We start from the raw sequence: 24,825 nt of genomic DNA, 5'->3' as shown, positions 1-24,825 counted from the left end.
GGCGTGCCACGAGGCCCGCCGCCCCAGCCCTTGGGCCGATCAGGCCGCCTCGACGGTCCGCAAGGTCGGGTAGTCGGTATAGCCCTTGGCGCCGCCGCCGTAGAGCGTATCCTGGTCGAGCTCGTTCAGCGCGGCGTCGCGGCGCAGGCGTTCGACGAGATCGGGGTTGGAGATGAACGCCTTGCCGAAGGCGACGAGATCGGCCACCCCAGCTTCCACGGCGCGCAGCGCAAGGTCCCGGTCATAGCCGTTGTTGGCCATGTAGGCGCCCTTGAAGCGCGCGCGCAGAGCCTTGAGGTCCGCCCCTGGCGGCAGGTCGCGCGAGCCGCTCGTCTGGCCCTCGACCAGATGCAGATAGGCGAGGCCGAAATCGCTCGCGCGCTCGATCGCGTAGCCGAAGGTCGCCATCGGGTCGCTGTCGGCCACGTCATTGACGTTGCTGAACGGGCTCAGGCGCAGGCCGATGCGACCGGGCGGCAGGACGCCGACCAGCGCCTCCAGCACTTCGACGAGGAGGCGGGCGCGATTCGCGGTCGACCCGCCATAGGCGTCCGTGCGCCTGTTCGAGCCGTCGCGCAGGAACTGGTCGATGAGATAGCCGTTGGCGGCGTGCAGCTCGACCCCGTCGAAGCCCGCCTCGCGCGCATTCTCCGCCGCTCGACGATAGTCGCCGACGATACGGGCGATCTAGGCCGTCTCGAGCGCCCGCGGCGTGGAGGTGTCGACGAAGGCCGTCCCGTCGAAGGTGCGCGTCCGGGCAACGATGGCGGAGGGCGCGACCGGCGCGGCGCCGCCGGGCTGCAGGGAGGTGTGCGACACCCGCCCCACGTGCCAGAGCTGGATGACGATCTTGCCCCCCTCGGCATGGACGGCCTCGGTGATGCGCCGCCACCCCTTCACCTGCTCGGCGCTGTAGATGCCGGGCGTCCAGGCATAGCCCTTGCCCTCCGGCGAGATCTGCGACGCCTCGGTGATGATGAGGCCGGCCTGCGCCCGCTGGGCATAGTATTCGGCCATCAGGGGCGTGGGCACGTCGCCCTCGGGCGCCGCGCGGTTGCGCGTGAGCGGCGCCATGACGATGCGGTTCGCGAGATCGAGCTCGCCGACCTTCAAGGGGCTGAAGAGCGTCGCAGTGGTCATCCTTGCACTCCAGGTTCGGCCATATATGGATCGATCGGTCCATAATTGGCACTGACAAGACCGGGCGAACGCGCTCCCCTTCAGGCGAGGAGCGCCTCCGACTCGGCCAAAAGGGTTTCGATCCGCTCCGCCGAAGCGCCCGCCTTGCGCAGGACCGTGGCGCCCAGCGCGAGCGACAGCAATGCGCTCGCCCGGGCGCGGTCGCTGGCATTGGGCGCGCCCCGCCGGCCGCGCCGAGCCGCCACGAGACCAGTGAGCAGGTGCTCGACCTCGTCGAGGTGACGCCGCCCGACCGCCTCGATCGCCTCGTCCTGCGGGGCAAGCTCGGTGATGCAGTTGATGAGGAAGCAGCCCTCTCGCCCACCCGCCACGTTGACGAGGGCCGCGACCGCCGCTGGCAGCGCCTCCTCGCCCCGCCCCTCGGCCAGCGCCGCGAGGCTCTCCAGCCGCTCGTCGCTGTAGCGGCGGATGGCGGCGACGAGACAGGCATGCTTGGAGCCGTAGCAGGCGTAGAAGCTCGACCGGCTGATGCCCATGGCCTTCGTCAGGTCGTCCAGCGAGGTGGCCTCGTAGCCCTGGCGCCAGAAGACGTCGAGCGCCGCTGCAAGGGCGACGTCGGCATCGAACTCACGCGGCCGGCCGGGATGGGCGACGGTGGTGTCCATGCACGCAATATGGACTGCCCGTTCCGTATTTCAAGGCCACGCATCAGGTCCGCTGCCGCTCGTATCCCCCCGCCGTGCCTCATGCGCCGAGGGGCGCGCGGCGGAAATAGCGATCGAGCGCCGGATGCCGGGCGCCGGCGAGGAGCTTCGCCGGCGTGTCGGTGGCGATCACCTTTCCCTCGGCCACGAAGGCCATCAGATCGGCGACGTCGGCGGCGTCTTCCGGCGTATGGATGGACATCAGCACCGTCAGCCTGCGCTCGCGCCGAAGCTGGTCGACGAGCCCGATCATCTCGAGCCTGAGGCCGGGATCGAGCCCGCCGAAGGGCTCGTCGAGCAGGATGAGGGGGCGGTTGCGCACGAGGGCGCGGGCGAGCGCGACGCGTTGGCGCTGGCCGCCGGAGAGCTGCGCCGGCAGGCGTTCTGCGAGGCCGGCGAGGCCGACGCGCGCGAGCGCGGCGTCGACCGCTGCGCGCTGGGCCGCTGCGAGCCTGAGCCCCGGGTCGAGCCCCAGCCCCACGTTCTGCGCCGCCGTCAGGTGCGGGAAGAGATTGTGCTCCTGGAAGAGGATGGACAGGGGCCGCTCGGCGGGCTTCAGCCGCGTCAGATCCACGCCCTCGAAGCGCAACGTGCCGCGTGGCGGCCGCCCGAAGCCGGCGACCGCATGGAGCAGTGTCGTCTTGCCGCCGCCGGACGGCCCGATGAGCGCGCACAGCGCGCCCTTCGGCACGAGGAGGTCGTAGTGCGCGGAAAACTCCGGATAATCGATGGCGAGATCAGCGATCTCCAGCACGGCCGTCCCCGGAGAAGTGTTGCGCAAGGATGAAGAAGGCGAAGGCGAGGAGCGCAAGGAGCAGCGCCACCGACGCCGCCTCGTCCATGCGATAGGCCCCGAGACGCTGGTGCAGCAAGACGGGGAGCGTGACGAATTCGCCGGAACCGAAGAAGGCCGCGACGCCGAGATCGCCGAGCGACAGGGCCGTCGCCGCGGCGAAGGCGACGATCACGGGGCGCCGGAGCAGGGGCGCGTCGACGAGGCGCAGGCGGTCCGTCCCGACGATGCCCAGGCTCTCGGCCAGGTGGCCGTAGCGCTCGGCCGAGAGCATGAGCGGCGGCTCCACCTGCCGCAGCACGAGCGGCAGCGCCATCAGGGCGTTGACGAGGGCGAGGAGCGGCAGGCCGAGCGCGAAGGGGTCGGCCACAAGGCGCAGCACGACGAAGAGACCGGCCGCCAGCGTGAATGGCGGCATGACGAGGATGACGAGGCCCGCGAGCGACACGGCATCCGCCGCGCGCGGCCGTGCCCGCGCGATGCGCAAGCGCCGCGTCAGGCCGGCGAAGGCGAGCGCCAGTGCGACCGAAAGCGCGCCCGCCGGTATTGCGACGACGACGCTCGTCGCCAGCGAGGCAAGGACCTCGGGCTGCGCGAGAGTTGCGAGCGCCCTCGCTCCCGACAGGGCGACAGCGGCGAGCGGCGGCAGGACGAGCCCGGTGCCGAGCGCGAGCACCAGCGCGTCCAGAACCTTTGGCAGGACGGCCTCAACATCCGGCCGCGCCTCGACGAAGCCCGTGGCCGCCGCTTCGGCCGCGCGCGTGCCGAGCCGCAGAATCGGCAGCACGAGAACGAGGCCAAGCACGATCTGCAAGGCCGCCAGCACGCCGGCGCGACCGAAATCGACGTCGAAGCGCAAGGCCTCGTAGATCGACACTTCAAGCGTCGCTGCCCGTGGCCCGCCACCGAGCGCGAGGACCACGGCGAAGCTCGTGAAGCAGAGCAGGAAGACGAGCCCGGCGAGACCCGGGGCCTCGCGCAGGAGCACGGGCCGGTCGATGAAGCGAAAGACGGCGAGCGGCCCCATGCCGAGCTGGGCGGCGAGGCGCCAGTGCTCCGCCGGCACGGCGGCGAGGCCCGCGAGGAAGACGCGGGCCGCGAGCGGGGCGTTGAAGAAGACGTGGGCGATGAGGATGCCCGGCAGGCCGTAGAGCCAGCTGCCCATGTCGAACCCGAGCGCCCGCATGCCCTCCCCCAGCCAGCCGGCGCGCCCGAACACGGTGACGACGCCGAAGACGACGACGATCGCCGGCAGCACGGTGGCGAGGTTCATCGCCGCGATGAGCAGGGTGCGGCCGGCAAAGCGCGTGCGCCGTGCGAGCGCGAGCGCAAGGCCCGCCCCCAGCGCGAGCGACAGGATGGTCGAGACGAGCGCCTGCCAGAGGCTGAAGGCGACAACGCCGCCGACATAACCCCAGGGCACGACGGGCAGCGACGGACCGGCGGCGAGCGCAAGGCCCGCGAGCGCCGCGGCGACCACGCCGAGGACGAGCGCCAGCGCCAGGAGGCCCGGGACCATGCCGGCGAGAACCCGCTCAGCGGCGCAGGGCGCCGAGCCAGACGTCCGTCCAGGCGCGGCGGCCGTCGCGCACGACCTCGGGCGCGAGGAGCAGCGACTTCTGCGGCTTGTCGAGCCCGGCGAAGGAGGCCGGCAGGCCGCCCTGCGGAACCTTGGCCGGATACATCCAGTTGCCTTCCGGCATGGCGGACTGGAAGGCCTCCGACAGGACGAAGCGCAGGAACGAGCGGGCGAGGTCGGGCTTCTCGGACGACTTCACGAGGCCGGCGACCTCGACCTGCAGATAGTGACCTTCGGGAAAGATCGCGGCCTTGTAGTTCGTCTTCTTCTCGACGCCCACATGATAGGCGGGCGAGGTCGTGTAGCTCAGCACCATGTCGGCCTCCCCCTTGAGGAAGAGCCCGTAGGCCTCCGACCAGCCCTTGGTCACGGTGACGATGCGCGGCGCAAGCCTCGCCCAGACATCGCCGGCCTTGTCGCCGTAGAGCGCCTGCACCCAGAGCATCAGCCCGAGGCCCGGCGTCGAGGTTCGGGGATCCTGGATGATGATCTTCGGCCCGTCAGCCGCCTCGACGAACGCCTTGAAGCTTGCCGGCGGGTTCCTCAGCTTGTCGGAATCGTAGACGAAGGCGAACCATCCCCAGTCGAAGGGGATGAAGCTGTCGTCGGTCCACGGAACCGGCAGGTCGAGGCCCGCAGTATCGAGGCCGTGAGGCACGACGAGCCCGGCGGCGCGCGCCTCGGCCGTCTGATTCGTGTCCAGGCCGAGGACGACGTCGGCCTTGGTGTCCTTGCCTTCGAGCTTGAGGCGGGCCAGCAGCGAGCCGGCATCGTCGGTCTGCACCAGATCGAGCGTGCAGGCGCAGGCCGCCTCGAAACGCTCCTTCACCCTGGCGCCGGGCCCGTATTTCCCGGCGAAGGCGCGGTAGGTGTAGACGGTGAGCGTGGGCTTGTCGGACTGTGCCACGGCTTGCGGCGCGGTGAGGCCCAAGGTCGCCAGGAAGGCGACCGACAGAGCGAACATGCGGAACATCGCGATACGCCTCCTCGATCGATGCCGGCCGGTGATCCGGGCGGCCGGGGCGGCGAGAGCGGCCCGTCGCGGTGCCATCGTCTCGGTCCCTCCGCCGGCACGACCCGGATCAGGTTCGACGGGTTGGCGGCGTGAAGCCGCCTCTCAGCCTCGTCAGGCACCCCGCGAGATCGCCCGATCCGTAGACCCTCGGCCGCGGAGTGGCAAGAAATCGCAGGAAAGCTGCCCGGGAGTTCCCCAGGCGTCATGCGGGAAGCGGCGCCCGCCCGCTCGCGGGCATCAGGGCCGCGCCCTCGCGGGTTTCACCGGCGGGCCCCGGCGGCCCAGCTGCGGCGCTATCGATGATGCCGCGCGCGGGAGTATCGTCATTGTGACGGCGCCCTGCGGGCGGGATGCGCCGGCGCGCGAGGAGCGCCATGCCCGAGACCGTCACCTATGCCATCGGGGATATCCACGGCTGCTTCGACCAGCTGGCGCGGCTTGTCTTCGAGTGTCGGCGCCACTGCGGGCGGCGCAGGTTCAAGTTCGTCTTCCTCGGCGACTACGTCGATCGCGGGCCGGATACGCGCAAGGTCGTCGAGTATCTCATGCACCTGCAGAACGAAGCGCCCGAGCGGGTGATCTGCCTGAAGGGCAACCACGAGGACATGCTGCTGACGGCGGCCCGCAGCGGATCGCCCGATACCGTCCTGTGGTGGCTTTTGCAGGGCGGCCTGCAGACGCTGCAGAGCTATGCCGTCGCCCACCCGCGCGACATTCCGGCCAGCCACCTCGGCTGGCTCGCCACGCTGCCGCTCTACCACGACGACGGCGTGCGCTTCTTCGTGCATGCCGGCGTCCGCCCGGGCGTCGCGCTCGCCAAGCAGACGGTGCACGACATGCTCTGGATCCGCGAACCGTTCCTGTCGGAGGACTACCATTTCGGGCGGTTCGTCGTGCACGGCCACACGCCGACGGACGGCCTGCCCGACTGCCGCCCCTACCGTCTCAATCTCGACACGGGCGCGGTCGGCGGCGGGCCGCTGACGGCTGCCGTGTTCCTCGACGAGGCACCCGTCGAGTTTCTCTCGCTCTCGCGCGACTGAGCCGGCGCCTTGCCGCCGGGGAGCGGCCATCTGCCCCTGTGCCGCGGGGCGTGGAAGAGGCTATGGTCCGCCACTCGGGACGGACGAGAGGGGCGGAATCCATGTCTGCCTTCGCCGGCCCCACCACGTCAGGCAGGGAAGGAAGACATGAAAGCGCGCGTCAAATGGGTCGACGGCATGGCCTTCATGGCCGAGGCGGGCAGCGGTCACGCGGTCGTTCTCGACGGCGCGCCGGAATACGGCGGGCGCAATATCGGCATCCGCCCGATGGAAATGCTGCTGATGGGCCTCGGCGGCTGCACCGCCTTCGACGTGGTGCTCATCCTCAAGCGCGGTCGCCAGCCCGTGACGGACTGTGCCGTCGAGGTGGAGGCCGAGCGCGCCGAGACCGATCCCAAGGTCTTCACCAGGATCCACATCACCTACAGGGTGAGCGGCCGCGGCCTCGCCCGCGACAAGGTGGAACGCGCCATCGAGCTCTCGAAGGAGAAATATTGCTCCGCCTCGATCATGCTGGGCCAGGTCGCCGAGATCACCCACGATCTCGTTCTGACCGACGAATCGGCCGAAGCCGCTGCATCCGCCTGACCTTCTGCGCCATGAACCGCATTCACATGGACACGCCCATGGCCGATCACCCGACCCGCGGCGGCGGCGCGGATGCACCGCCGCCCCTCGTGTCCGCCGCGTGGCTCGCCATGCAGCTCGGGCGGGGCGATCTTCTCGTGCTCGACATCCGCTCGGCGGTCGATGGCGGCGGGCGCGAGGCCTACGAGGCCGCGCATGTTCCCGGTGCCGTCCACAGCGACTACGGCAAGGACGGCTGGCGCGCCGCGCGCGGCCCAGCGGCCGGGGCACTGCCGGAGCCGGCGGCGCTCGCCGCGCTCTTCGGCCGTCTCGGCCTCGAACCACGGCACCATGTCGTCATCGTGCCGGCAGGCGTGAGCGCCGGCGACTTCAGCGCAGCCGCGCGCGTCTACTGGACGCTGAAGGTCGCCGGTCACGCGCGCCTGTCGATCCTCGACGGCGGCTTTGCCGCCTGGCGCGCGGATGGGAGCCGGCCGGTGGAGAGCGGGCCCTCGCCCGACCGCGCGGCGACCCGCTATCCGGTCGCCCTGCGTCCGCAGTTGCAGGCGGAGGTCGCGCGGGTCGAGGCTGCCGTGGCGCATTCGTCCGAGACTCTGCTCGACGGCCGCTCGGAGGCCCATTTCGAGGGACGGGAGAAAAGCCCGCAGGCGGCGCGCCCCGGCCGCCTGCCCGGTGCCATTCACCTCGACCATGCCCTCGCCTACGACGGCACGCGCAACGGCCTGCGCCAGCGGGAAGAGCTCGAACGCCTGTTCGCAGCCGTCCCTGCCGGCCCGGTGATCAGCTATTGCAACACCGGCCACCTCGCCTCGACCAACTGGTTCGTGCTGTCCGAGGTCCTGCGCCGGCCCGACGTGAGCCTCTACGACGGCTCAATGTCCGAATGGACGGCGGACGAGCGGCGGCCGGTGGCGACGGGAGCCTAGGACGCACCCGTTCGGCGGGCCCCTGCCGACGACCGGCGGCGGGGCGGCGCCCCGTCACACCTGCGCGAGTGCCTGCTTCAGGTCGCCGACGAGATCGTCCGGGTGTTCGAGGCCGACCGAGAGGCGCACCAACCCCTCCGACACGCCCATGGCGGCGCGCTGCTCGGGCGTGAAACGCTGGTGCGTGGTCGTCGCCGGATGGGTGATGAGGCTCTTGGCGTCGCCGAGATTGTTGGAGATGCGCACGAGCCTCAGCGCGTTCATGAAGCGGAAGGCCCCCGCCTTGCCGCCCGCGACATCGAAGGCGACGAGCGTCGAGCCGCCGGTCATCTGCCGGGCGATGATGGCGGCCTGCGGATGGTCCGGCCGACCGGCGTAGATCAGCCGCTCGATCTTCGGTAGCCCGGCGAGCGCGTCCGCCACCGCGACCGCCGTGCGCGTCTGGCGCTCGATGCGCAGGGGCAGCGTCTCGAGCGCCTTGAGGAGCACCCAGGCGTTGAAGGGCGACAGCGCCGGCCCCGTCTGGCGCAGGAAGGTGTGGACGTGCTTCTGGATGAAGTCCTCCGACGCCAGGATCACGCCGCCGAGACAGCGCCCCTGACCGTCGATGTGCTTCGTCGCCGAATAGACGACGCAGTCGGCGCCGAGCGCCAGCGGCTTCTGCCACAGGGGCGTGGCGAAGACGTTGTCGACGACGAGGGCGGCCCCCGCCGCATGCGCGATGTCAGCCACCGCCTTTATGTCGATGACCTCGAGCGTCGGATTCGACGGGCTTTCGAGGAAGAAGACCCTGGTTTCCGGCCGAACGGCGGCGCGCCACTCGTCGAGGTTCGTGCCGTCGACCAGGGTCGAGGGTACGCCGAAACGCGGCAGCAGCTCCTCGATCACGTAGCGGCACGAGCCGAATAACGCGCGCGAGGCAACCACATGATCGCCCGCCTTGAGCTGGGAGAGGAGTGCCGCCGTCACGGCCGCCATGCCGGTGGCCGTGGCGCGCGCCGCTTCCGCGCCCTCCATCGCCGCCATCCGCTCCTCGAACATGGCGACGGTCGGGTTGGAGAAGCGGGCGTAGATGAAGCCCGGGCTGTCGCCCGTGAAGCGCGCCTCGCACTCCTCCGCGCTCGGATAGACGTGGCCCTGTGTCAGGAAGAGAGCCTCGGAAGTCTCGCCAAACTGCGAGCGGAGCGTGCCCGCATGCACGAGGCGCGTATCGGGATGCAGGCTCTCGAGGGCGGGCAGGTGCGGCGGCTGAAGCTGCGACATGGGCTGTTCCGTCGGCAATGATCGACTGTTCCAAAGCGTTGGGCCGGCGCGCACCGGCACCGCCTTCATAGCGCATTGTTCGGAAAAAAGAACGATCGTTCTTCCTGCGGAAGCGCTATACCGACGGACATTCGCGAGCGGCCGGACCGAACGCCGTCCGTTGGCCCGCGGAGGATATATAACTTAAGAAGAATGTATATTACACAATCATGCATTCATGATCGGATTTTAATTGACGCCGGGCCCCGCCTCGTGAATTGTCGCGCCCATCGCCGTCGCAGCTGCGGGAGGACGAGCCATGGCCATCGCCATCAAGGGCATCGAGAAACGCTTCGCCGATGCGCCGGTGCTGCGCGGCATCGATCTCACCATTGCCGATGGCGAGCTCGTCGCGCTGCTCGGGGCGTCCGGCTCCGGCAAGACGACCCTTCTGCGCATCCTGGCCGGGCTCGAATGGCCGCAGGCCGGCAGCGTCACGGTTGACGGGCGGGACTGGCTCGCCCTCGAGGCCCAGCGCCGGCGGGTGGGCTTCGTGTTCCAGCACTACGCGCTCTTCCAGCACATGAGCGTGCGCGACAACGTCGCCTTCGGGCTGACCGTGCGCCCGCGCGCCAGCCGTCCGCCGAAGGGCGAGATCCGCGCCCGTGTCGAGGCGCTGCTCGACCTCGTCGAGATCGGCCATCTCGCCAACCGCTTTCCGGCGCAGCTCTCCGGCGGCCAGCGCCAGCGCGTCGCGCTCGCCCGCGCTCTCGCCATCGAGCCGAAGGTGCTGCTGCTCGACGAGCCCTTCGGCGCTCTCGACGCGCGCATCCGCAAGGACCTGCGCCGCTGGCTGCGAGAGCTCCACGACCGGCTCGGCATGACCACCATCTTCGTCACCCACGACCAGGACGAGGCCTTCGAGCTCGCCGACCGCGTCGTCATCATGAGCGACGGCCGCATCGAGCAGGCCGGCACGCCCGACGAGATCTACGACCATCCGGCGAGCCCCTTCGTCGCCCGCTTTCTCGGCGGCGTGAACGAACTGCCGGCGGAACTCGCCGCGGGCCGGCTTGTCGTGCCCGGTGCCGACGCCGGAGCGGTCACGCCGCCCGCCGGCACCGACGGGACAGCCACGCTCTTCGTGCGCCCGCACGAGATCGACCTCGTGGCCGACAGCCGCGCCCCCGCCCGCATCCGCAACATGCTCACGAGCGGCCCGAGCATCCGCTACGACGTCGACCTTCCCGGCCTCGCAACGCCGGTGGAGGTGGAACTGCCGCGCGAGGCTGCGCGCCTGCGCAATCTGCGCCGGGGTGACGCCGTCCGCCTGCGCCTCCTGCGCGGCCGCGTCTTCTCCGCTCACGGCGCCCCGCTGCCGCCGGCAGCCCCCTCGCCCGAACGCCATCGCATCCTCGAGGCGGCCCTCTGAGCCGCCCGATCCGCCAACACCCCGGAGCACTGCCCATGAAGCGCATCGCCAGCCTCGCGGCGGCCTTCGTCCTGTCCGTCAGCCCGCTCGCGGCGCAGGACAAGCCGGTCGAGATCCTCAACGCCTCCTATGACATCGCCCGCGAGCTCTTCGCGCAGATCAACCCGGCCTTCACCGCCACCTGGAAGGCGAAGACCGGCCAGACCATCGAGATCAAGCAATCCCACGGCGGCTCCTCGCGCCAGGCGCGCGCCATCCTGGAAGGCCTGCAGGCGGATGTCGTCACGTTCAACCAGGTGACCGATATCGACGTGCTGCGGGACAAGGGCGGCTATGTCGCGCGCGACTGGCAGAGGCGCTTTCCGAACAACGCCTCGCCCTACTACTCCCTGCCCGCCTTCCTCGTGCGCAAGGGCAACCCGAAGGGCATCAGGGACTGGAGCGACCTCGTCCGCCCCGATGTGCAGTCCGTCTTCCCCAACCCCAAGACCTCCGGCAACGCGCGTTACACCTATCTCGCTGCCTATGCCTTCGCGCTGGAACAGGCCCAGGGCGACCAGGCCAGGGCGCAGGACTTCGTGAAGCGGCTGCTCGCCAACGTGCCGGTGTTCGACACGGGCGGGCGTGCCGCCACGACCACCTTCGTCGAGCGCGGCATCGGCGATGTGCTCATCACCTTCGAGGCCGAGGTGAACGGCATCCGCAAGGAGTACGGCGACAAGGGCTTCGAGATCGTCGTGCCGTCCCTGAGCATCCTCGCCGAATTCCCCGTCGCGGTGGTGGACAAGGTGGCGGGCAAGCGCGGCACGGAGGCCACCGCCAAGGCCTATCTCGACTTCCTCTACAGCCAAGCCGGGCAGGAGATCCTCGCCGAGAACTACAACCGCGTGCATCACCCGGCGGTAATCGAGCGCCACAAGGGCCGGTTCCCGGCTGTCCGCCTTGTCAGGGTGGAAGAGGTCTTCGGCGGCTGGGACAAGGTCACGGCCGAGCATTTCGCGGAGGGCGGCATTCTCGACAAGGTCTTCGTGAAGCGCTGAGACAGGCCCCTCGACCATCTTCCGCCGAAGCGGCGGCCGCTTCGGCGAAGGAGATGGCCTGACTTCCACATGGCGAGCGCCCATTCCGGCTCAAATGGATCGGAACGGGCGCCGGCCCCGCACCCCGATCGATCATGACTGCAGCCGCCTTGCGTATCGGGCTTCGCTCCCGGCGCGTCCTCCCCGGGTTCGGCCTCACCATGGGCACGACGCTGACCTATGTCGCGCTCGTCGTGCTCCTGCCGCTCGCCGCCCTTCTCCTCAAGTCGGCGGAAATCGGGCCGGACGGCTTCCTGCGGCTCGTGACCGGCGAGCGCGCGCTCGCCGCCTTCCAGGTGACGCTCACCGCTGCGGCATTCGCCACCGCGTTCAACGCCGCCTACGGCCTGCTGATGGCCTGGGTGCTGGTGCGCTACGAATTTGCGGGCAAGCGCATCCTTGATGCGCTCATGGACATCCCCTTCGCCCTGCCGACGGCCGTGGCAGGCGTGGCGCTCACGGCCCTCTATGCGGCCAACGGCTGGTTCGGCCAGTTGTTCGAGATGGCCGGCCTCAAGATCGTCTACACGGTCACGGGGGTCGCCCTCGCCATGGCTTTCACCAGCGCCCCCTTCGTCGTGCGTACGGTCCAGCCGGTGCTCGAGAGCCTCCAGCCCGACATCGAGGAGGCCTCCGCCACGCTCGGCGCCTATCCCGGCGTCATCTTCCGCCGCGTGATCTATCCGGTGATCTTCCCGGCTCATCTGACCGGTTGCGCGCTCGCCTTCGCGCGCAGCCTCGGCGAGTTCGGCGCCGTGATCTTCATCGCCGGCAACCTGCCCTTCAAGACCGAGATCGTGTCGCTCCTCGTCTTCATCCGTCTGGAGGAGTACGACTACGCGGCCGCATCGGCGATTGCCGTCGTGCTGCTCGCCACGGCCTTCGCCGTCCTGCTCGCCACCAACGCGCTGCAGGCACTGGCGCAACGCCATGCGCGCAAGGGTTGATCGCAGGGGAGCCCCAGGGTCAGCATGAGCGATGTCGCCTCTCCCCCCATCGCCGCACACCGCTCGCGCGCCGTGCCGCGTCTCCTGATCGGCCTCGGCGTCGTGCTCACTCTCGCCTTCGTGGCGATGCCGGTCGCCGTCATCTTCGCCCAGGCGCTGTCGAAGGGCCTTGCGGTCTATCGGGCCAACGTCCTCGCGCCCGACACGCTGCACGCAATCTACCTGACCGTCGTCATCGCCGTTGTCGTCGTGCCCGTGAACATGCTTTTCGGGCTGGCGGCGGCCTGGCTCATCACCCGCTTCGCCTTTCCCGGGCGCAAGCTGCTCGTCACGCTCATCGAGCTGCCTTTCTCGATCTCGCCCATCGTCGCGGGCGTGATCTATCTGCTGCTCTACGGAGCCCAGGGGCTCCTCGGCCCCTTCCTTGAGGCGCACGACATCCGCATCATGTTCGCCCTGCCTGGGATGATGCTCGTGACGCTCTTCGTCACGAGCCCCTTTGTTGCGCGCGAGCTCATCCCGCTCATGCAGGTGCAGGGGGCCGACCAGGAGGAGGCGGCGGTGACGCTCGGCGCGAGCGGCTGGCAGACCTTCTGGCGCGTGACGCTGCCCAACATCCGCTGGGCGCTGCTCTATGGCGCCGTGCTTTGCACGGCACGTGCCATCGGCGAGTTCGGCGCCGTGTCCGTCGTCTCCGGCAACGTGCGGGGCGAGACGAACACGCTGCCGCTGCACGTCGAGCTGCTCTACCACGACTACAACGCCGTTGGCGCCTTCGCCGCGGCGACGACGCTGACGCTGATCGCCCTCGTCACCCTCGTTCTCAAGGCCCTGCTGGAGCGGCGGCTCGAACGCCGATAGCCCCCGGCGCGAATCACCTCTCGCCTCCTGCCCCGCAGCCGGCGCGACGGAGAACCGACACATCGATCCACCGGACGAGGCCGCAGGGACGTGCCCGAGCCCCTTCCCCCGCAACCCCGGCAGGCGGCGGATTGGCCCCTGTCGCGGCGAACGGGCGGCCCGCCACGCCCGCGCTGCACGCCCCGCGACAGATCGCGGCGGAGCGATGCGGGCGCCCGCCGGCACGGCCGACGGTCAGGTCAGGGGTTGTCCAACGCCGCCCTTGTCAACGACGGACGGGTCGGGCATACAGCGCCTACGCTTGCCGGACGGAGACGTGGCCGAGAGGCTGAAGGCGGCGGTTTGCTAAACCGTTATAGGGTTGTAAAGCCCTATCGAGGGTTCGAATCCCTCCGTCTCCGCCACCACTCATGAATTCGCGCAATTGTCGCGGGTTGCGTGAGGTCAAGACAAGCCGCCTTGAGCCGCCTTCCCATCACGGGTTGTTGACAGGACTTCACTGCTCTGCCGTTTGTCTTGCTATCGTGCGCTGCTTCACTGAAGCTACCGTTCACATATGTGCTTTGGTGTGGCGATCGGCTAGCTTCCCGGCATGAGCTATTGCGTTTTCATGCACCGGTCTGATTCGATTTACGACGACAGCCCGGCGGAGCGGTACCAGTTCCCGAAGCAATATCTCGGTCGTGCCGAGGCAAGCGTCGGTAGTTGGATTATCTATCTGGAGCCAACGAAGGTTGCCGGTACGCGCGGCTACTTCGCGATCGCGCGGGTGCAGCGGATTATCCCCGATCCGAAGGCGCCTGACATGTATCTCGCGCTCATCGAGCCGGGCTCCTATCTCGATTTCCCCAGCCCGGTTCCATTCAGCGATGGCGATGGCCCGATTGAACGTGGCTTGCTGAACGAGCAGGGAAAGCTTTCAGGTCGCGCGCAGTCGGCGGTTCGCCCGATTTCGCCGCAGGATTTTCATCGCATCATCGAACGCGGTCTTGATGATCACGAACCGCTGCTTCCGCGCGTCGGCGCACCCGCCGCCGGCTTCGAGGAGGCGCAAGTGCCTTATCTCTTCGAGCAACAGCGCGACCGCGTGCAGTACTTTACATCAAGGACCATGCGCGATCGTGTGTTCCGAAAGATCGTACTGCGCGCCTATAACGAAACCTGCGCGATCACCGGGCTGAAGCTGATCAACGGTGGAGGACGTGCTGAGGTCGACGCCGCCCATATCCGCCCGGTTCAGGCGAATGGGCCGGATATTGTGAACAACGGGCTGGCTCTGTCGGGTACGGCGCATTGGATGTTCGACCGCGGATTGATCAGCTTGGATGACGACTTGAAGATCCTGATCTCCCGCCAGGTGAATGATGTGGATCGCGTTCGCGGCTTCATCAACAAGACGGGGTTCGCTTTTGCTCCGGATCGCGCCGTAGATAGACCGCACCCGCATTTCCTGAAGTGGCATCGCGAGAATTGCTTCAAGAATTGACTTGGCTTGAACGCGACAGCTTACTCTTAATCACGGGGAGACCGTGCGGACATCGCTTCCCATTGCCTGCCATTCTCCTCGCCGTGGACCCCTTGAGATTCACTGAAAATTATCGCCTGGCTTGACCCGCGCGGCCCGGTCGTTCAACAAGGACGTCCAACACACGTCCAACATGGACGCATCGCAGGACGCGAGGGGGCGCCCAAGACGGGCCGGGTTCCGGCCTCGATGGCTCTGTCGCTGGCCCTTCGCATGACGGCGCGGCCAGCGTCGACCGGCCGACGGCATGGGCCGCAGCCTCGCTCCCCCTTTCGGCCAGCTGTCCGCGGGCCGGGTTCACACGTAACCTGAATGCGCTCGGGGCGCGCTCGCCGGTCGCTCCGGAAGGTGAACAGCGGCCATGACGAGCGGCGATCCATCTGATGCTCCGGAGCGGCCGGAGCCCGCCCAAGCACCGATCGACGAGACGATCGATTCCACCTTCCGGAACGGCTCGCTCACGGCGATCGGCGTGCTTGTCGGCTTCCCGCTCGGCTTTCTCACGCGCTGGGCGGTGTCGCCCGGCCCATGGTCCGCGACGGACCTCATTGCCGTCTCCTTGATCACGGCCGGCATCACCGTGCAGATCACGGCGCTCGCCAGTATGCTCTCGGTTCGCTCGCTCGTGCTCGCCCGCCACAACCGTGCGGTCCGGATCTTCGTCGCCGGGCTCGTCCTGGTGTCGATCGGCGTCGTGGTCGCGATCTTCCTGGACGTGCTGGGCTTCCAGTCGACCGTGTTCCACGACTGAAGGCGGGAGGCGCAGGAGAAGATGGGCCGCTCGGCCATGGCGCGCCTCAGCGCGCCACGACCTTGCGGTAGAGGTGCCAGGTAGCGTGGCCGAGCACCGGCATGACGATGATGAGGCCGACCAGGAGCGGCAACGAGCCGATGACGAGGCCGGCGACGACGATCATGCCCCAGCAGGCCATCGGAATGGGGTTCTTGAGGACGGTGCGGATCGACGTCCACACGGCCGTGCCCACGCCCACGTGCCGGTCGAGGAGCAGCGGGAAGGACACGACACTCACCGCGAACGACAGGCAGGCGAAGAGGAAACCGACCCCCACCCCCACAACGATCATCGTGCGGCCCGCGGCGGTCATGAAGACGTCGCGGACGAAGGCCTCGACCGATTCCGGCGGTTCGGGCCCGAGCGTTGCGTTGTAGATGAGCTGCGCGGCGATGAGCCAGGCGAGGAAGATCGCCATGAGGATGAAGCCGAGCACCAGGATCGCGGCGAAGGCCGGGGAGCGGAGCACACCGAAGGCGTCCACCCAGGAGATGACGGCCCCCTCCTCCCGGCGCCGGCTCATCTCGTAGAGGCCGATCGCCACGAAGGGCCCGACCAGCGCGAAACCGGAGGCGAGCGGGAACAGGAGCGGCAGCATGTCGTAGCCCACCGCCACCCGCCCGAGGACAAGGCCGACGACGGGATAGATGAGGCTGATGAAGATGACGTCTGTGCGATAGGCCGCGAAATCTTCGACGCCCTTGACGAGGACCTCCCTCAGGTCGGACACCGCGATGCGGCGGACCTTCGGCATGAGGACATTCGGGCTTTCGTCGGCGTGATAGACCGCGTGACTGGCCGATTCCACAGCCCGCGTCGCCATCTTGAGCTGCGCCGCGCCCCATTCGACAGGGTTTCGGATGGTCATGTCCGTCTCTCCCGAACCGCTGGTTCGAGGAGCCGCAGGTCACCCGTGGCCGGACGCCCGTTTCGGGGGGCCGGTCACGCATGAGCTGCGACCCGCCACGGAAAAAAGCATACTCCGAACGGAGGCGCGCGTCCCCCCTCTTGCAGGCAAGAGCCCGCCCCGGCTCGCCGGCCGCCCCGGGACGCCGGACGTTCAGCCTGCGGCCCCCCGCCCGGCCGCCCGCACCCTCACCGCACAGAACTTGAACTCCGGAATCTTGCCGAAGGGATCGAGGGCGGGATTGGTGAGGAGATTCGCCGCCGCTTCGGCATAGCAGAAGGGCATGAAGACCATGTTCGGCGGCACGTCGCGGTCGGCGCGGACCTTGACGTCCACGGTGCCGCGGCGCGTCTCCAGGCGCACGAAGTCCCCCGGGGCCACCCCTTGGCGCTCGAGGTCGTCCGGCGAGAGGAAGGCTACGGCCTCGGGCTCCAGCGCGTCGAGCACTTCGGCACGACGCGTCATGGAGCCGGTGTGCCAGTGCTCGAGCACCCGGCCCGTCGAGAGAACCATCGGATAATCGTCGTCCGGCACCTCGTCGGGCGGCGTGACGCGCGCCGGGACGATGCGCCCGCGCCCGTTCTCGGTCGGGAAGCCCGTGGCGAAGATGATCTCGCTGCCCGGCACGTCCGGCGCATCGACCGGATAGGTCACCGCCCCTTCCCGGGTAAGCCGCTCCCAGGTGATGTTGCGAAGGGACGGCATGACCTCAGCCATCTCGGCGAAGACGTCCGCGGGGCCGGCGTAGCTCCAGGCGAGCCCCATGCGCCGGGCGATCTCCTGGATGATCCACAGATCCTGGCGGGCGTCGCCCGGCGGAGCGACGACGGGCCGGGCGAGCTGCACGCGCCGGTCCGTATTGGTGAAGGTGCCGGCCTTCTCGGCAAAGGCGGAGGCGGGCAGCACGACGTCCGCGTGGAAGGCTGTCTCGGTCAGGAAGATGTCCTGCACCACGAGATGGTCGAGCATGGCGAGCGCTTCGCGCGCGTGCTGCAGGTCGGGGTCGGACATCGCCGGGTTCTCGCCTTCGATGTACATGCCCCGGATCTCGCCCGCGTGGATCGCGTCCATGATCTCGACGACGGTGAGGCCGCGCCTCGCGTCGAGCTCGCTGTGCCAGAAGGCTTCGAAGAGCGCCCGCACCTCCGGTTTTTCGACGGACTGGTAGTCCGGATAGACCATCGGGATGAGGCCGGCGTCGGAGGCGCCTTGCACGTTGTTCTGCCCCCGGAGGGGATGGAGGCCCGTTCCCGGGCGGCCGATCTGGCCGGTGGTGAGGGCGAGCGCGATGAGGCAGCGGGCATTGTCCGTGCCGTGCACGTGCTGGCTCACCCCCATGCCCCAGAAGATGATGGAGGCGCGCGAGGTGGCGTAGAGCCGCGCGACCTCCCGGATCGTCGCGGCCGGGATGCCGCAGACGGGCTCCATCGCCTCGGGCGTGAAATCGACGATGCGCTCCTTCAGCGCGGCGAAGCCTTCCGTATAGCCGGCGATGTACTGCTCGTCCGCCAGGCCTTCCGTCACGATGACGTTGAGGATGGCGTTGAGCAGTGCCACATCGCTGCCCGGCTTGAAGGCGAGGTGGTAGGTCGCGTGGCGGGACAGCGCCTGCCGGCGCGGATCGATGACCACGAGCTTGGCGCCGCGCTTCACGGCGTTCTTGATGTAGGTCGCGGCCACGGGATGGTTGACCGCCGGATTGGCACCGATGACGACGATCACCTCGGCATCGAGGGCGGCGGCAAAGGGGGCGGTGACGGCGCCGGAGTTGAGCCCCTCCATGAGCGCGGCCACCGAGGAGGCGTGGCACAGCCGCGTGCAGTGGTCGACGTTGTTGGAGCCGAAGCCGGTGCGCACCAGCTTCTGGAACAGATAGGCCTCCTCGTTCGAGCCCTTGGCCGAGCCGAAACCGGCGAGCGCCTTCTTTCCAAGCCTGTCGCGAATGCGCATGAGGCCGGCGGCGGCGAGGTCGAGCGCCTCCTGCCAGGTCGCCACGCGAAAGTGCGTCCAGGGATTGGCGGGGTCGACGACATCGTCCGCCCGTTTCGGCACACCGGGCAGGCGCACGAGCGGGCGCGTCAGGCGATGCGGATGGGCGATGTAGTCGAAGCCGAAGCGGCCCTTCACGCAGAGGCGGTTGTGATTGGCCGGCCCGTCGCGCCCCTCGGCATAGACGATCCGCTCGTCCTTGACGTGGTAGGTCACCTGGCAGCCCACGCCGCAGTAGGGGCAGAGCGAATCCACCTTGCGATCGGCCCAGACGACGCGCCGCTCGCTCGTGTCGAGGAAGGCCGAAGGCATCAGCGCGCCGGTCGGGCAGGCCTGCACGCACTCGCCGCAGGCGACGCAGGTGGACTGCCCCATGGGATCGTCGAAGTCGAAGACGACCTTGGCGCCCGCATTGCGGTAAGCCATGCCGATGACGTCGTTGACCTGCACCTCGCGGCAGGCCCGCACGCACAGCCCGCACTGGATACAGGCGTCGAGATTGACGTGCATGGCCGGATGGCTCGTGTCCGGCGGCTGGCGCCCGGCCGCGGGAAAGCGGCTCTCATGCACGCCGACCCGGTCTGCCCAGGCCCAGAAGGCCGAATCCGGATCGTGCGCCGCCTCGCGCGGCGGCTGGTCGGCAACGAGCAGCTCCATCACCATGCGCTGCGCCTTCTCGGCGCGCGCGCTTGCACTGAGCACCTTCATGCCCGGCGCGGGCTTCCTCACGCAGGAGGCGGCGAGCACACGCTCGCCCTCAATCTCGACCATGCAGGCACGGCAGTTGCCGTCCGCCCGGTAGTCGGGCTCGGGCCGGTGGCAGAGATGCGGAATCTCGGTGCCGCAGCGCTTCGCCACCTGCCAGATGGTCTCGCCCGCTTCCGCCGTCACCGTGCGGCCGTCGAGCTCGAAGGTGATCGTCTCGCTCATCGCGCCGCCTCCCCGTTCGCGAAGGTCTCGGGGAAGTAGCGCATGACTGACGCAAGCGGGTTCGACGCCGCCTGGCCGAGGCCGCAGATCGAGGCGTCGCGCATCACCTGCGACAGCTCGGCGAGGAGCTCGCGGTCCCACACCGGGCGCTGCATGAGCATGACGGCCTTCTGCGTGCCGACGCGGCAGGGCGTGCACTGGCCGCAGCTCTCGTCCTCGAAGAAGCGCATCAGGTTGAGGGCGGCCGCCCTCACGTCGTCCCTGTCCGACAGCACCACGACGGCGCCCGAGCCGACGAAGCAGCCGTGCGGCTCGAGCTTCCCGAAATCGAGCGGGATGTCGGCCATCGCCGCCGGCAGGATGCCGCCCGAGGCGCCGCCTGGCAGATAGGCCCGGAACATGTGGCCCGGAGCCATGCCGCCGCAGAATTCCTCGATCAGTTCCCGGGCCGTGATGCCCGCCGGGGCGATCTTGACGCCCGGCCGCGCCACGCGGCCGGAGACGGAATAGGCCCTGAGGCCCTGGCCGCCATGGCGCCCCTGCGCCGCCCACCACTCGGGCCCCTTCTCCAGGATGTCGCGCACCCAGGCGAGAGTCTCGACGTTGTTGACGAGTGTCGGGCGGCCGAAGAGGCCGACCTGGAAGGGATAGGGCGGCTTGTGGCGGGGCAGGCCGCGCTTGCCCTCGAGGCTCTCGATGAGCGCCGATTCCTCGCCGCAGATATAGGCGCCCGCCCCGCGGCGCAGGTGGATCGCGGGGCCGGGGTCGGTGATCTCGCGGGGCAGCTTCGCGATCTCCTCGCGCAGGATCGCGAGCGCCTCCGGATATTCGTCGCGCACATAGACGTAGATCGCCTCCGCCGCGACCACATGGGCAGCGATGAGCATGCCCTCGAGGACGCGATGCGGATCCTCCTCGAGGAAATGGCGGTCCTTGAAGGTGCCGGGCTCGCCCTCGTCGGCGTTGACGACCATGAGCCGCGGCCCCGGCTCGCCGCGCAGGGCGCGCCACTTGCGCGCCGCCGAGAAACCCGCCCCGCCGAGGCCGCGCAGGCCCGCGGCCTCGAGCCTGTCGAGCACCGTCTCGACGGTCAGTGCGCCCTCGCGCAGGCTGCGGAGCAGCGCATAGCCGCCGCCCGCCAGATAGGCCTCGCAGTGCACCCCCGCCTGCGGCGCCGCATGGGCGGCGGGCGCGGCCGACCTCACCGCGGCAACGACCTCGGCGACGGTCGCGCAGTCCACGACATGGTGGCCGACTGCGGCCACCGGCGCGCGGTCGCAGTGGCCCATGCAGGGCGCGCGCACGACGCGCACATCCCGCCCGACGCACTCCGCTAGGTCGCGCATCAGCGCGTCGGCGCCGTGCATGGCGCAGGTGAGGCTGTCGCAGACGCGCACGGTCACGGCCGGCAGGGGCGCCTCGCCCTCCTTCACCACGTCGAAATGGGCGTAGAAGGTCGCGACCTCGAAGACCTCCGCCTGGGAGAGGCGCATCTCCTCGGCGAGCGCCGCGAGATGGGCGGCGGAGATCTGGCCGTAGGCGTCCTGTATGCGATGCAGATGCTCGATCAGGAGGTCGCGCCGGCGCGGCGCATCGCCGAGCAGAGCCCGGATCTCGACCAGGGAGGCCTCGTCCACCTGCCGGCCCTTGGGCACGGCGCGCGCCCTTCTCTCGCCCCGCCCGGGGTGCTGCCGTGCCGTGCCGATGATATCCGTAGCGGCCATGGGGGCGCCTGCCTCGCGTGATCGTTCAATAGAGTGTGGCGTAGGGGAAGAACGACACGGTGTCGCCCTCGACGACGCCGTCCGTCTCCTCCGGCAACTCCGCGAGCCCATCCGTCTCGGTGAGGGAGGTGAGGACACCCGCGCCTTCACGCGCGTATTTCACGGCCTCGACCAGCCCGTCTGCCCCGCGGCGCAGGCTGACGCGCACATATTCGCGGCGGCCGGGCTTCTTGCGGTAGTGGAAGGCCACGCGCACCGGCAGGCCGAGCGGCCGCTCGACCACGCCGCCGGACAGCGCCGCGAGGAGCGGGCGCACGATCCAGGAGAAGGTGACGTAGACGGCGACGGGATTGCCCGGCAGGCCGACGAAGGGCGTGCCGCGGACGACGCCCATCGCCACGGGGCGCCCCGGCTTGATGGCGATGCGCCAGAAGACGAGAGAGCCGACCTGCTCCACCGCCGCCTTGACGTGGTCCTCCTCGCCGGTCGAGACGCCGCCCGAGGTCAGGATGAGGTCGTGGCCGCCCGCTGCGGCGGCGAGGTTTTCGGCGAGGCCGTCCGGCTCGTCGCGCAGGATGCCGAGGTCGGATACCGCAACGCCGAGACGGCGCAGGAGGGCGACCAGCGCCGCGCGATTGGAATCGTAGACGCTCGCCGGGCCGAGCGGCGCGCCCGGCTCCGCGAGTTCGTCGCCGGTGGAGAACACGGCGACGCGCAGGCGGCGACGCACCGTAAGCATGCGGTGCCCGACGGCGGCTGCGAGCGCCACGTCCTGCGGCCTCAGGCGCCGGCCAGCGGGCAGCGCGACCGCGCCGGCCGCCACGTCCTCCCCCGCCGGGCGCGCATTGGCCCCGCGCTTCAGCCCCGCTGGCAGGACGACGCGGCCGCCCTCGGCGCGCACATCCTCCTGCATGAACACCGTGTCGGCGTCGACCGGCATGGGCGCGCCGGTGAAGATGCGCACGGCGCAGCCCTCGGCCCTGACACCCTCGGCGCTGGCGCCTGCCGGGAGGCGCCCCACCTCGGGCAGCACCGTCTCACCTGCGGGCGCGAGATCGGCGTAGCGCACGGCCCAGCCGTCGACGGCGGAATTGGCGAAGGGGGGCAGGTCGACGCGGGCGACCACGTCGGCCGCGAGCACCCGCCCGTCGGCGTCTCCCAGCGGCACGCTCTCGGTCTCGGCGACGGGCGCGACACGCTCGCCGATCAGCGCCAGCGCCGCCTCGACGGACAGGAGCGGCCCGCCGAAGGCAAAGCAGTCGTCACTGAGCTGCGCCATGGACCTCGAGCCTCCGCGCCACGGCCTCGATCGGTTCGGCGTAGCGCAGCACCATGTCCGCGATCGCCGCGATGTCGTCCAGGGAGACCACCGGCCGGCCCGCCCCGGGAAAGGGCGTGTCGCTCGCCACCGCCAGGATGCGGTCGTCGGTTGGATGGAGCGGCGGCTTGGCGTTCTCGCGGCGAAAGACCTCGATCTTCGGATGCCCCGCCCGCTTGAAGCCCTCGACGATGACGATGTCGCACGGTGACAAGCGGGCGAGCAGGTCGGGCAGGGTCGGCTCCGCCTCGCCGTGCAGTTCGTGCATCTGCACCCAGCGCCGCGCCGAGGAGACGATCACCTCGCAGGCGCCCGCCTTCCGGTGTTGCCAGGAATCCTTGCCCGGCTGGTCGACATCGAAGCCGTGATGCGCGTGCTTGATGGTGGACACCTTGAGGCCGCGCGCCGCGAGCGCCGGAATGAGCCGCGTGACGAGCGTCGTCTTGCCGGAGCCGCTCCAGCCGGCGAGACCGATGACGCGCATGATGTGATCCGACTGCATGAACCCGTTCGAATGACAAACGGGCGCATCCTGGATGCGCCCGTCGTCAGAATGACACGCGACGGGAACGTCCGTCGAGCCTGCCCTCATTCTGCCGGCACGGCCGCTCCGCCACCGGCGGCACGAGCCTTGCTCATCTCCTCCTCGACCCAGAGGCTGTGGTGCTCCTTGGCCCAGTTGAGGTCCACCTCGCCCGTCCCCATGGCGTCGAAGGCGCCTTCCATGCCGAGCGTACCGATGTAGATATGCGCCAGGATGACGGCGATCATCAGCACGCCGAGCACGCCGTGGATGATCTGCGCCACCTGCATGTCGGCGATATTCGTGCCGTAGAAGGGGAACATCAGCACGTAGCCGCTCGCGGCGATGGCCGCGCCAACGAGGACGACGGACCAGAAGATGAGCTTCTGGCCGCCGTTGAACTTGCCCGCCGGCGGATGCGCATGGCCGAGGATGCCGCCGCCCTGCTTCGCCCAGGCGATGTCCGTGCGGTTCGGGATGTTCTCCGTCACCCAGATCACGAACGTCAGCACGATGCCGGCGGCAAAGGCGAAGCTCAGGTAGTTGTGGGCATATTTCGCCCATTGCGAGAAGACGGCGAACGCGTCGCTGCCGACGAGCGGCAGCAGCAGCACCTTGCCGAACACGACGTTCAGCCCCGAGAGGGCCAGGACGATGAAGGAGGAGGCCGTCAGCCAGTGCACGAAGCGCTCGAAGGTCGTAAAGCGCATGATCTTGACGCCCGCCCAGCCGTGCTCGATCCGGATCTTGCCGCGGACGGAATAGAAGAGCGCCAGCACGGCGAGCATGCCGAGAATGGCGATGCCGCCGATCCAGTGCAGCGTGCGCTCGTGATAGGCCCGCCACTCGCGCCCCTCAGGCTGGATGAGGGTGCCAGCCTTGCTGTCCGGGATGGAAACCCGGCCCGTCACCCGGTCGAGCTCCTTCAGGAGCTGCTCCTCCTTCACGGCCTGGGCGGTCGGGTTGACGCCCTGCCGGGCCTGCTGCGCCCAGCCGGCGCGCGGGGCCAGCGTCATCGCCAGACAGACAGAAAAGAGGGCGACGAACGCCGCCACGGCGATCCGCCGGCCGAAGCCCCCACGCGTCATGGCCTGTCCTCCCGTATGCATATGACGGCGTCGCCGGGCGCTGCCGCCTGCGGCCCGCCCGGCGCGAGCGCCCTTCGAAGCCTCAGACATCGATGCCTTCGCGATAGGCCGTCTTCCAGCCCCACGCGCCGGAGCCGTAGCCGCGCTTGACGACGCGCTCCTTGTAGATCTGCGCGATGATCTCGCCGTCGCCGGCGAGCAGCGCCTTGGTCGAGCACATCTCGGCGCAGAGTGGCAGCTTGCCCTCGGCCAGACGGTTGGCGCCGTACTTCTCGTACTCAGCCATCGTCAGGTCGGCCTCGGGCCCGCCGGCGCAGTAGGTGCACTTGTCCATCTTGCCGCGCGAGCCGAAGTTGCCCACGCGCGGATACTGCGGCGCGCCGAAGGGGCAGGCGTAGAAGCAGTAGCCGCAGCCGATGCACAGATCCTTCGAGTGCAGCACCACGCCGTCAGCCGTGGTGAAGAAGCAGTCGACCGGGCACACCGCCTTGCAGGGCGCATCCGTGCAGTGCATGCAGGCCATGGAGATCGAGCGCTCGCCGGGCTTGCCGTCGTTGATCGTGACGACGCGGCGACGGTTGATGCCCCACGGCACCTCGTTCTCGTTCTTGCAGGCGGTGACGCAGGCGTTGCACTCGATGCAGCGGTCGCCGTCGCAGAGGAATTTGACGCGGGCCAT

The 24,825-nt window shown here is 69.4% G+C and carries 21 protein-coding genes, 1 tRNA gene, 1 pseudogene and 1 riboswitch; of the genes and pseudogenes, 10 read left to right on the top strand and 13 right to left on the bottom strand.

Annotation, left to right across the window (positions count from 1 at the left end):
* Positions 1–39: 39 nt before the first annotated feature.
* The 5 genes and pseudogenes from QNA08_RS15555 to thiB form a co-directional block, all read right to left on the bottom strand.
* Positions 40–1,140: pseudogene (locus QNA08_RS15555) on the bottom strand (alkene reductase).
* Between the two features lie 80 nt (positions 1,141–1,220).
* On the bottom strand, positions 1,221–1,805 hold the full coding sequence (locus QNA08_RS15550; RefSeq protein WP_283741640.1) for a TetR/AcrR family transcriptional regulator: 585 nt from the start codon (positions 1,803–1,805) through the stop codon (positions 1,221–1,223).
* Between the two features lie 79 nt (positions 1,806–1,884).
* Positions 1,885–2,598, bottom strand: a complete 714-nt coding sequence (thiQ, locus tag QNA08_RS15545; protein WP_283741639.1) for a thiamine ABC transporter ATP-binding protein — start codon at positions 2,596–2,598, stop codon at positions 1,885–1,887.
* Positions 2,582–4,156 carry an ABC transporter permease subunit gene (locus QNA08_RS15540; protein WP_283741638.1) on the bottom strand — a complete coding sequence of 525 codons (1,575 nt, stop codon included), beginning with the start codon at positions 4,154–4,156 and terminating at the stop codon, positions 2,582–2,584. Before QNA08_RS15540 ends, thiQ begins: the two co-directional genes overlap by 17 nt.
* Positions 4,157–4,172: 16 nt before the next feature.
* Positions 4,173–5,180 carry a thiamine ABC transporter substrate binding subunit gene (gene thiB / locus QNA08_RS15535; protein ID WP_283741637.1) on the bottom strand — a complete coding sequence of 336 codons (1,008 nt, stop codon included), beginning with the start codon at positions 5,178–5,180 and terminating at the stop codon, positions 4,173–4,175.
* 77 nt (positions 5,181–5,257) lie between these two features.
* Positions 5,258–5,364, bottom strand: a riboswitch (TPP riboswitch).
* Between the two features lie 241 nt (positions 5,365–5,605).
* Between thiB and QNA08_RS15530 the strand changes: the two genes are divergently transcribed.
* From QNA08_RS15530 to QNA08_RS15520, 3 genes are all read left to right on the top strand, one after another.
* The gene (locus QNA08_RS15530; RefSeq protein ID WP_283741636.1) at positions 5,606–6,274 is read left to right on the top strand and encodes a metallophosphoesterase family protein; all 669 of its coding nucleotides are present in this window, start codon (positions 5,606–5,608) and stop codon (positions 6,272–6,274) included.
* A 147-nt stretch (positions 6,275–6,421) separates the two neighbouring features.
* Complete coding sequence (locus tag QNA08_RS15525; RefSeq protein ID WP_283741635.1) at positions 6,422–6,862, top strand: OsmC family protein; 441 nt, start codon at positions 6,422–6,424, stop codon at positions 6,860–6,862.
* Between the two features lie 11 nt (positions 6,863–6,873).
* Positions 6,874–7,788: a sulfurtransferase gene (locus QNA08_RS15520; RefSeq protein ID WP_283741634.1), complete on the top strand. Its 915-nt coding sequence runs from the start codon at positions 6,874–6,876 to the stop codon at positions 7,786–7,788.
* Between the two features lie 54 nt (positions 7,789–7,842).
* On the opposite strand, the gene QNA08_RS15515 is transcribed toward QNA08_RS15520, so the two are convergent.
* On the bottom strand, positions 7,843–9,051 hold the full coding sequence (locus QNA08_RS15515) for an O-succinylhomoserine sulfhydrylase (protein WP_283741633.1): 1,209 nt from the start codon (positions 9,049–9,051) through the stop codon (positions 7,843–7,845).
* A gap of 298 nt (positions 9,052–9,349) precedes the next feature.
* Here QNA08_RS15515 and QNA08_RS15510 point away from each other — a divergent pair, with 298 nt between their 5' ends.
* From QNA08_RS15510 to QNA08_RS15480, 7 genes are all read left to right on the top strand, one after another.
* Complete coding sequence (locus QNA08_RS15510; RefSeq protein ID WP_283741632.1) at positions 9,350–10,462, top strand: sulfate/molybdate ABC transporter ATP-binding protein; 1,113 nt, start codon at positions 9,350–9,352, stop codon at positions 10,460–10,462.
* A gap of 35 nt (positions 10,463–10,497) precedes the next feature.
* A complete protein-coding gene (gene cysP / locus QNA08_RS15505; protein ID WP_283741631.1) occupies positions 10,498–11,502 on the top strand; it encodes a thiosulfate ABC transporter substrate-binding protein CysP in 1,005 nt (334 codons plus the stop codon).
* A gap of 134 nt (positions 11,503–11,636) precedes the next feature.
* The gene (gene cysT / locus QNA08_RS15500) at positions 11,637–12,488 is read left to right on the top strand and encodes a sulfate ABC transporter permease subunit CysT (RefSeq protein WP_283741630.1); all 852 of its coding nucleotides are present in this window, start codon (positions 11,637–11,639) and stop codon (positions 12,486–12,488) included.
* 24 nt (positions 12,489–12,512) lie between these two features.
* On the top strand, positions 12,513–13,349 hold the full coding sequence (gene cysW / locus QNA08_RS15495) for a sulfate ABC transporter permease subunit CysW (protein ID WP_283741629.1): 837 nt from the start codon (positions 12,513–12,515) through the stop codon (positions 13,347–13,349).
* 310 nt (positions 13,350–13,659) lie between these two features.
* Positions 13,660–13,753, top strand: a tRNA-Ser gene (locus QNA08_RS15490).
* Positions 13,754–13,941: 188 nt separating this feature from the next.
* Positions 13,942–14,835, top strand: a complete 894-nt coding sequence (locus tag QNA08_RS15485) for an HNH endonuclease (RefSeq protein WP_283741628.1) — start codon at positions 13,942–13,944, stop codon at positions 14,833–14,835.
* 400 nt (positions 14,836–15,235) lie between these two features.
* Positions 15,236–15,625, top strand: a complete 390-nt coding sequence (locus QNA08_RS15480; RefSeq protein ID WP_283741627.1) for a hypothetical protein — start codon at positions 15,236–15,238, stop codon at positions 15,623–15,625.
* A gap of 46 nt (positions 15,626–15,671) precedes the next feature.
* Here the strand turns inward: QNA08_RS15480 and QNA08_RS15475 are convergent, their stop codons facing one another.
* The 7 genes from QNA08_RS15475 to fdh3B form a co-directional block, all read right to left on the bottom strand.
* The gene (locus tag QNA08_RS15475; RefSeq protein ID WP_283741626.1) at positions 15,672–16,535 is read right to left on the bottom strand and encodes a DUF2189 domain-containing protein; all 864 of its coding nucleotides are present in this window, start codon (positions 16,533–16,535) and stop codon (positions 15,672–15,674) included.
* Between the two features lie 192 nt (positions 16,536–16,727).
* On the bottom strand, positions 16,728–19,493 hold the full coding sequence (fdhF, locus tag QNA08_RS15470; RefSeq protein ID WP_283741625.1) for a formate dehydrogenase subunit alpha: 2,766 nt from the start codon (positions 19,491–19,493) through the stop codon (positions 16,728–16,730).
* Positions 19,490–21,217 carry an NAD(P)H-dependent oxidoreductase subunit E gene (locus QNA08_RS15465; RefSeq protein ID WP_283741624.1) on the bottom strand — a complete coding sequence of 576 codons (1,728 nt, stop codon included), beginning with the start codon at positions 21,215–21,217 and terminating at the stop codon, positions 19,490–19,492. The genes fdhF and QNA08_RS15465 overlap by 4 nt, the downstream gene beginning before the upstream one ends.
* Positions 21,218–21,242: 25 nt before the next feature.
* Positions 21,243–22,496 carry a molybdopterin molybdotransferase MoeA gene (locus QNA08_RS15460; protein WP_283741623.1) on the bottom strand — a complete coding sequence of 418 codons (1,254 nt, stop codon included), beginning with the start codon at positions 22,494–22,496 and terminating at the stop codon, positions 21,243–21,245.
* Positions 22,480–23,019 carry a molybdopterin-guanine dinucleotide biosynthesis protein B gene (mobB, locus tag QNA08_RS15455; RefSeq protein ID WP_283741622.1) on the bottom strand — a complete coding sequence of 180 codons (540 nt, stop codon included), beginning with the start codon at positions 23,017–23,019 and terminating at the stop codon, positions 22,480–22,482. Before mobB ends, QNA08_RS15460 begins: the two co-directional genes overlap by 17 nt.
* Positions 23,020–23,123: 104 nt before the next feature.
* Positions 23,124–24,146, bottom strand: coding sequence for a formate dehydrogenase subunit gamma (locus QNA08_RS15450; protein WP_283741621.1), 1,023 nt, complete (start codon positions 24,144–24,146; stop codon positions 23,124–23,126).
* An 82-nt stretch (positions 24,147–24,228) separates the two neighbouring features.
* On the bottom strand, positions 24,229–24,825 hold the full coding sequence (gene fdh3B / locus QNA08_RS15445; protein ID WP_283741620.1) for a formate dehydrogenase FDH3 subunit beta: 597 nt from the start codon (positions 24,823–24,825) through the stop codon (positions 24,229–24,231).

The sequence above is a fragment of the Chelatococcus albus genome, from assembly GCF_030067675.1.
In the GTDB taxonomy this organism is placed as follows: Bacteria; Pseudomonadota; Alphaproteobacteria; order Rhizobiales; family Beijerinckiaceae; genus Chelatococcus_A; species Chelatococcus_A albus.
This window is presented reverse-complemented; position numbering and strand designations above follow the sequence as displayed.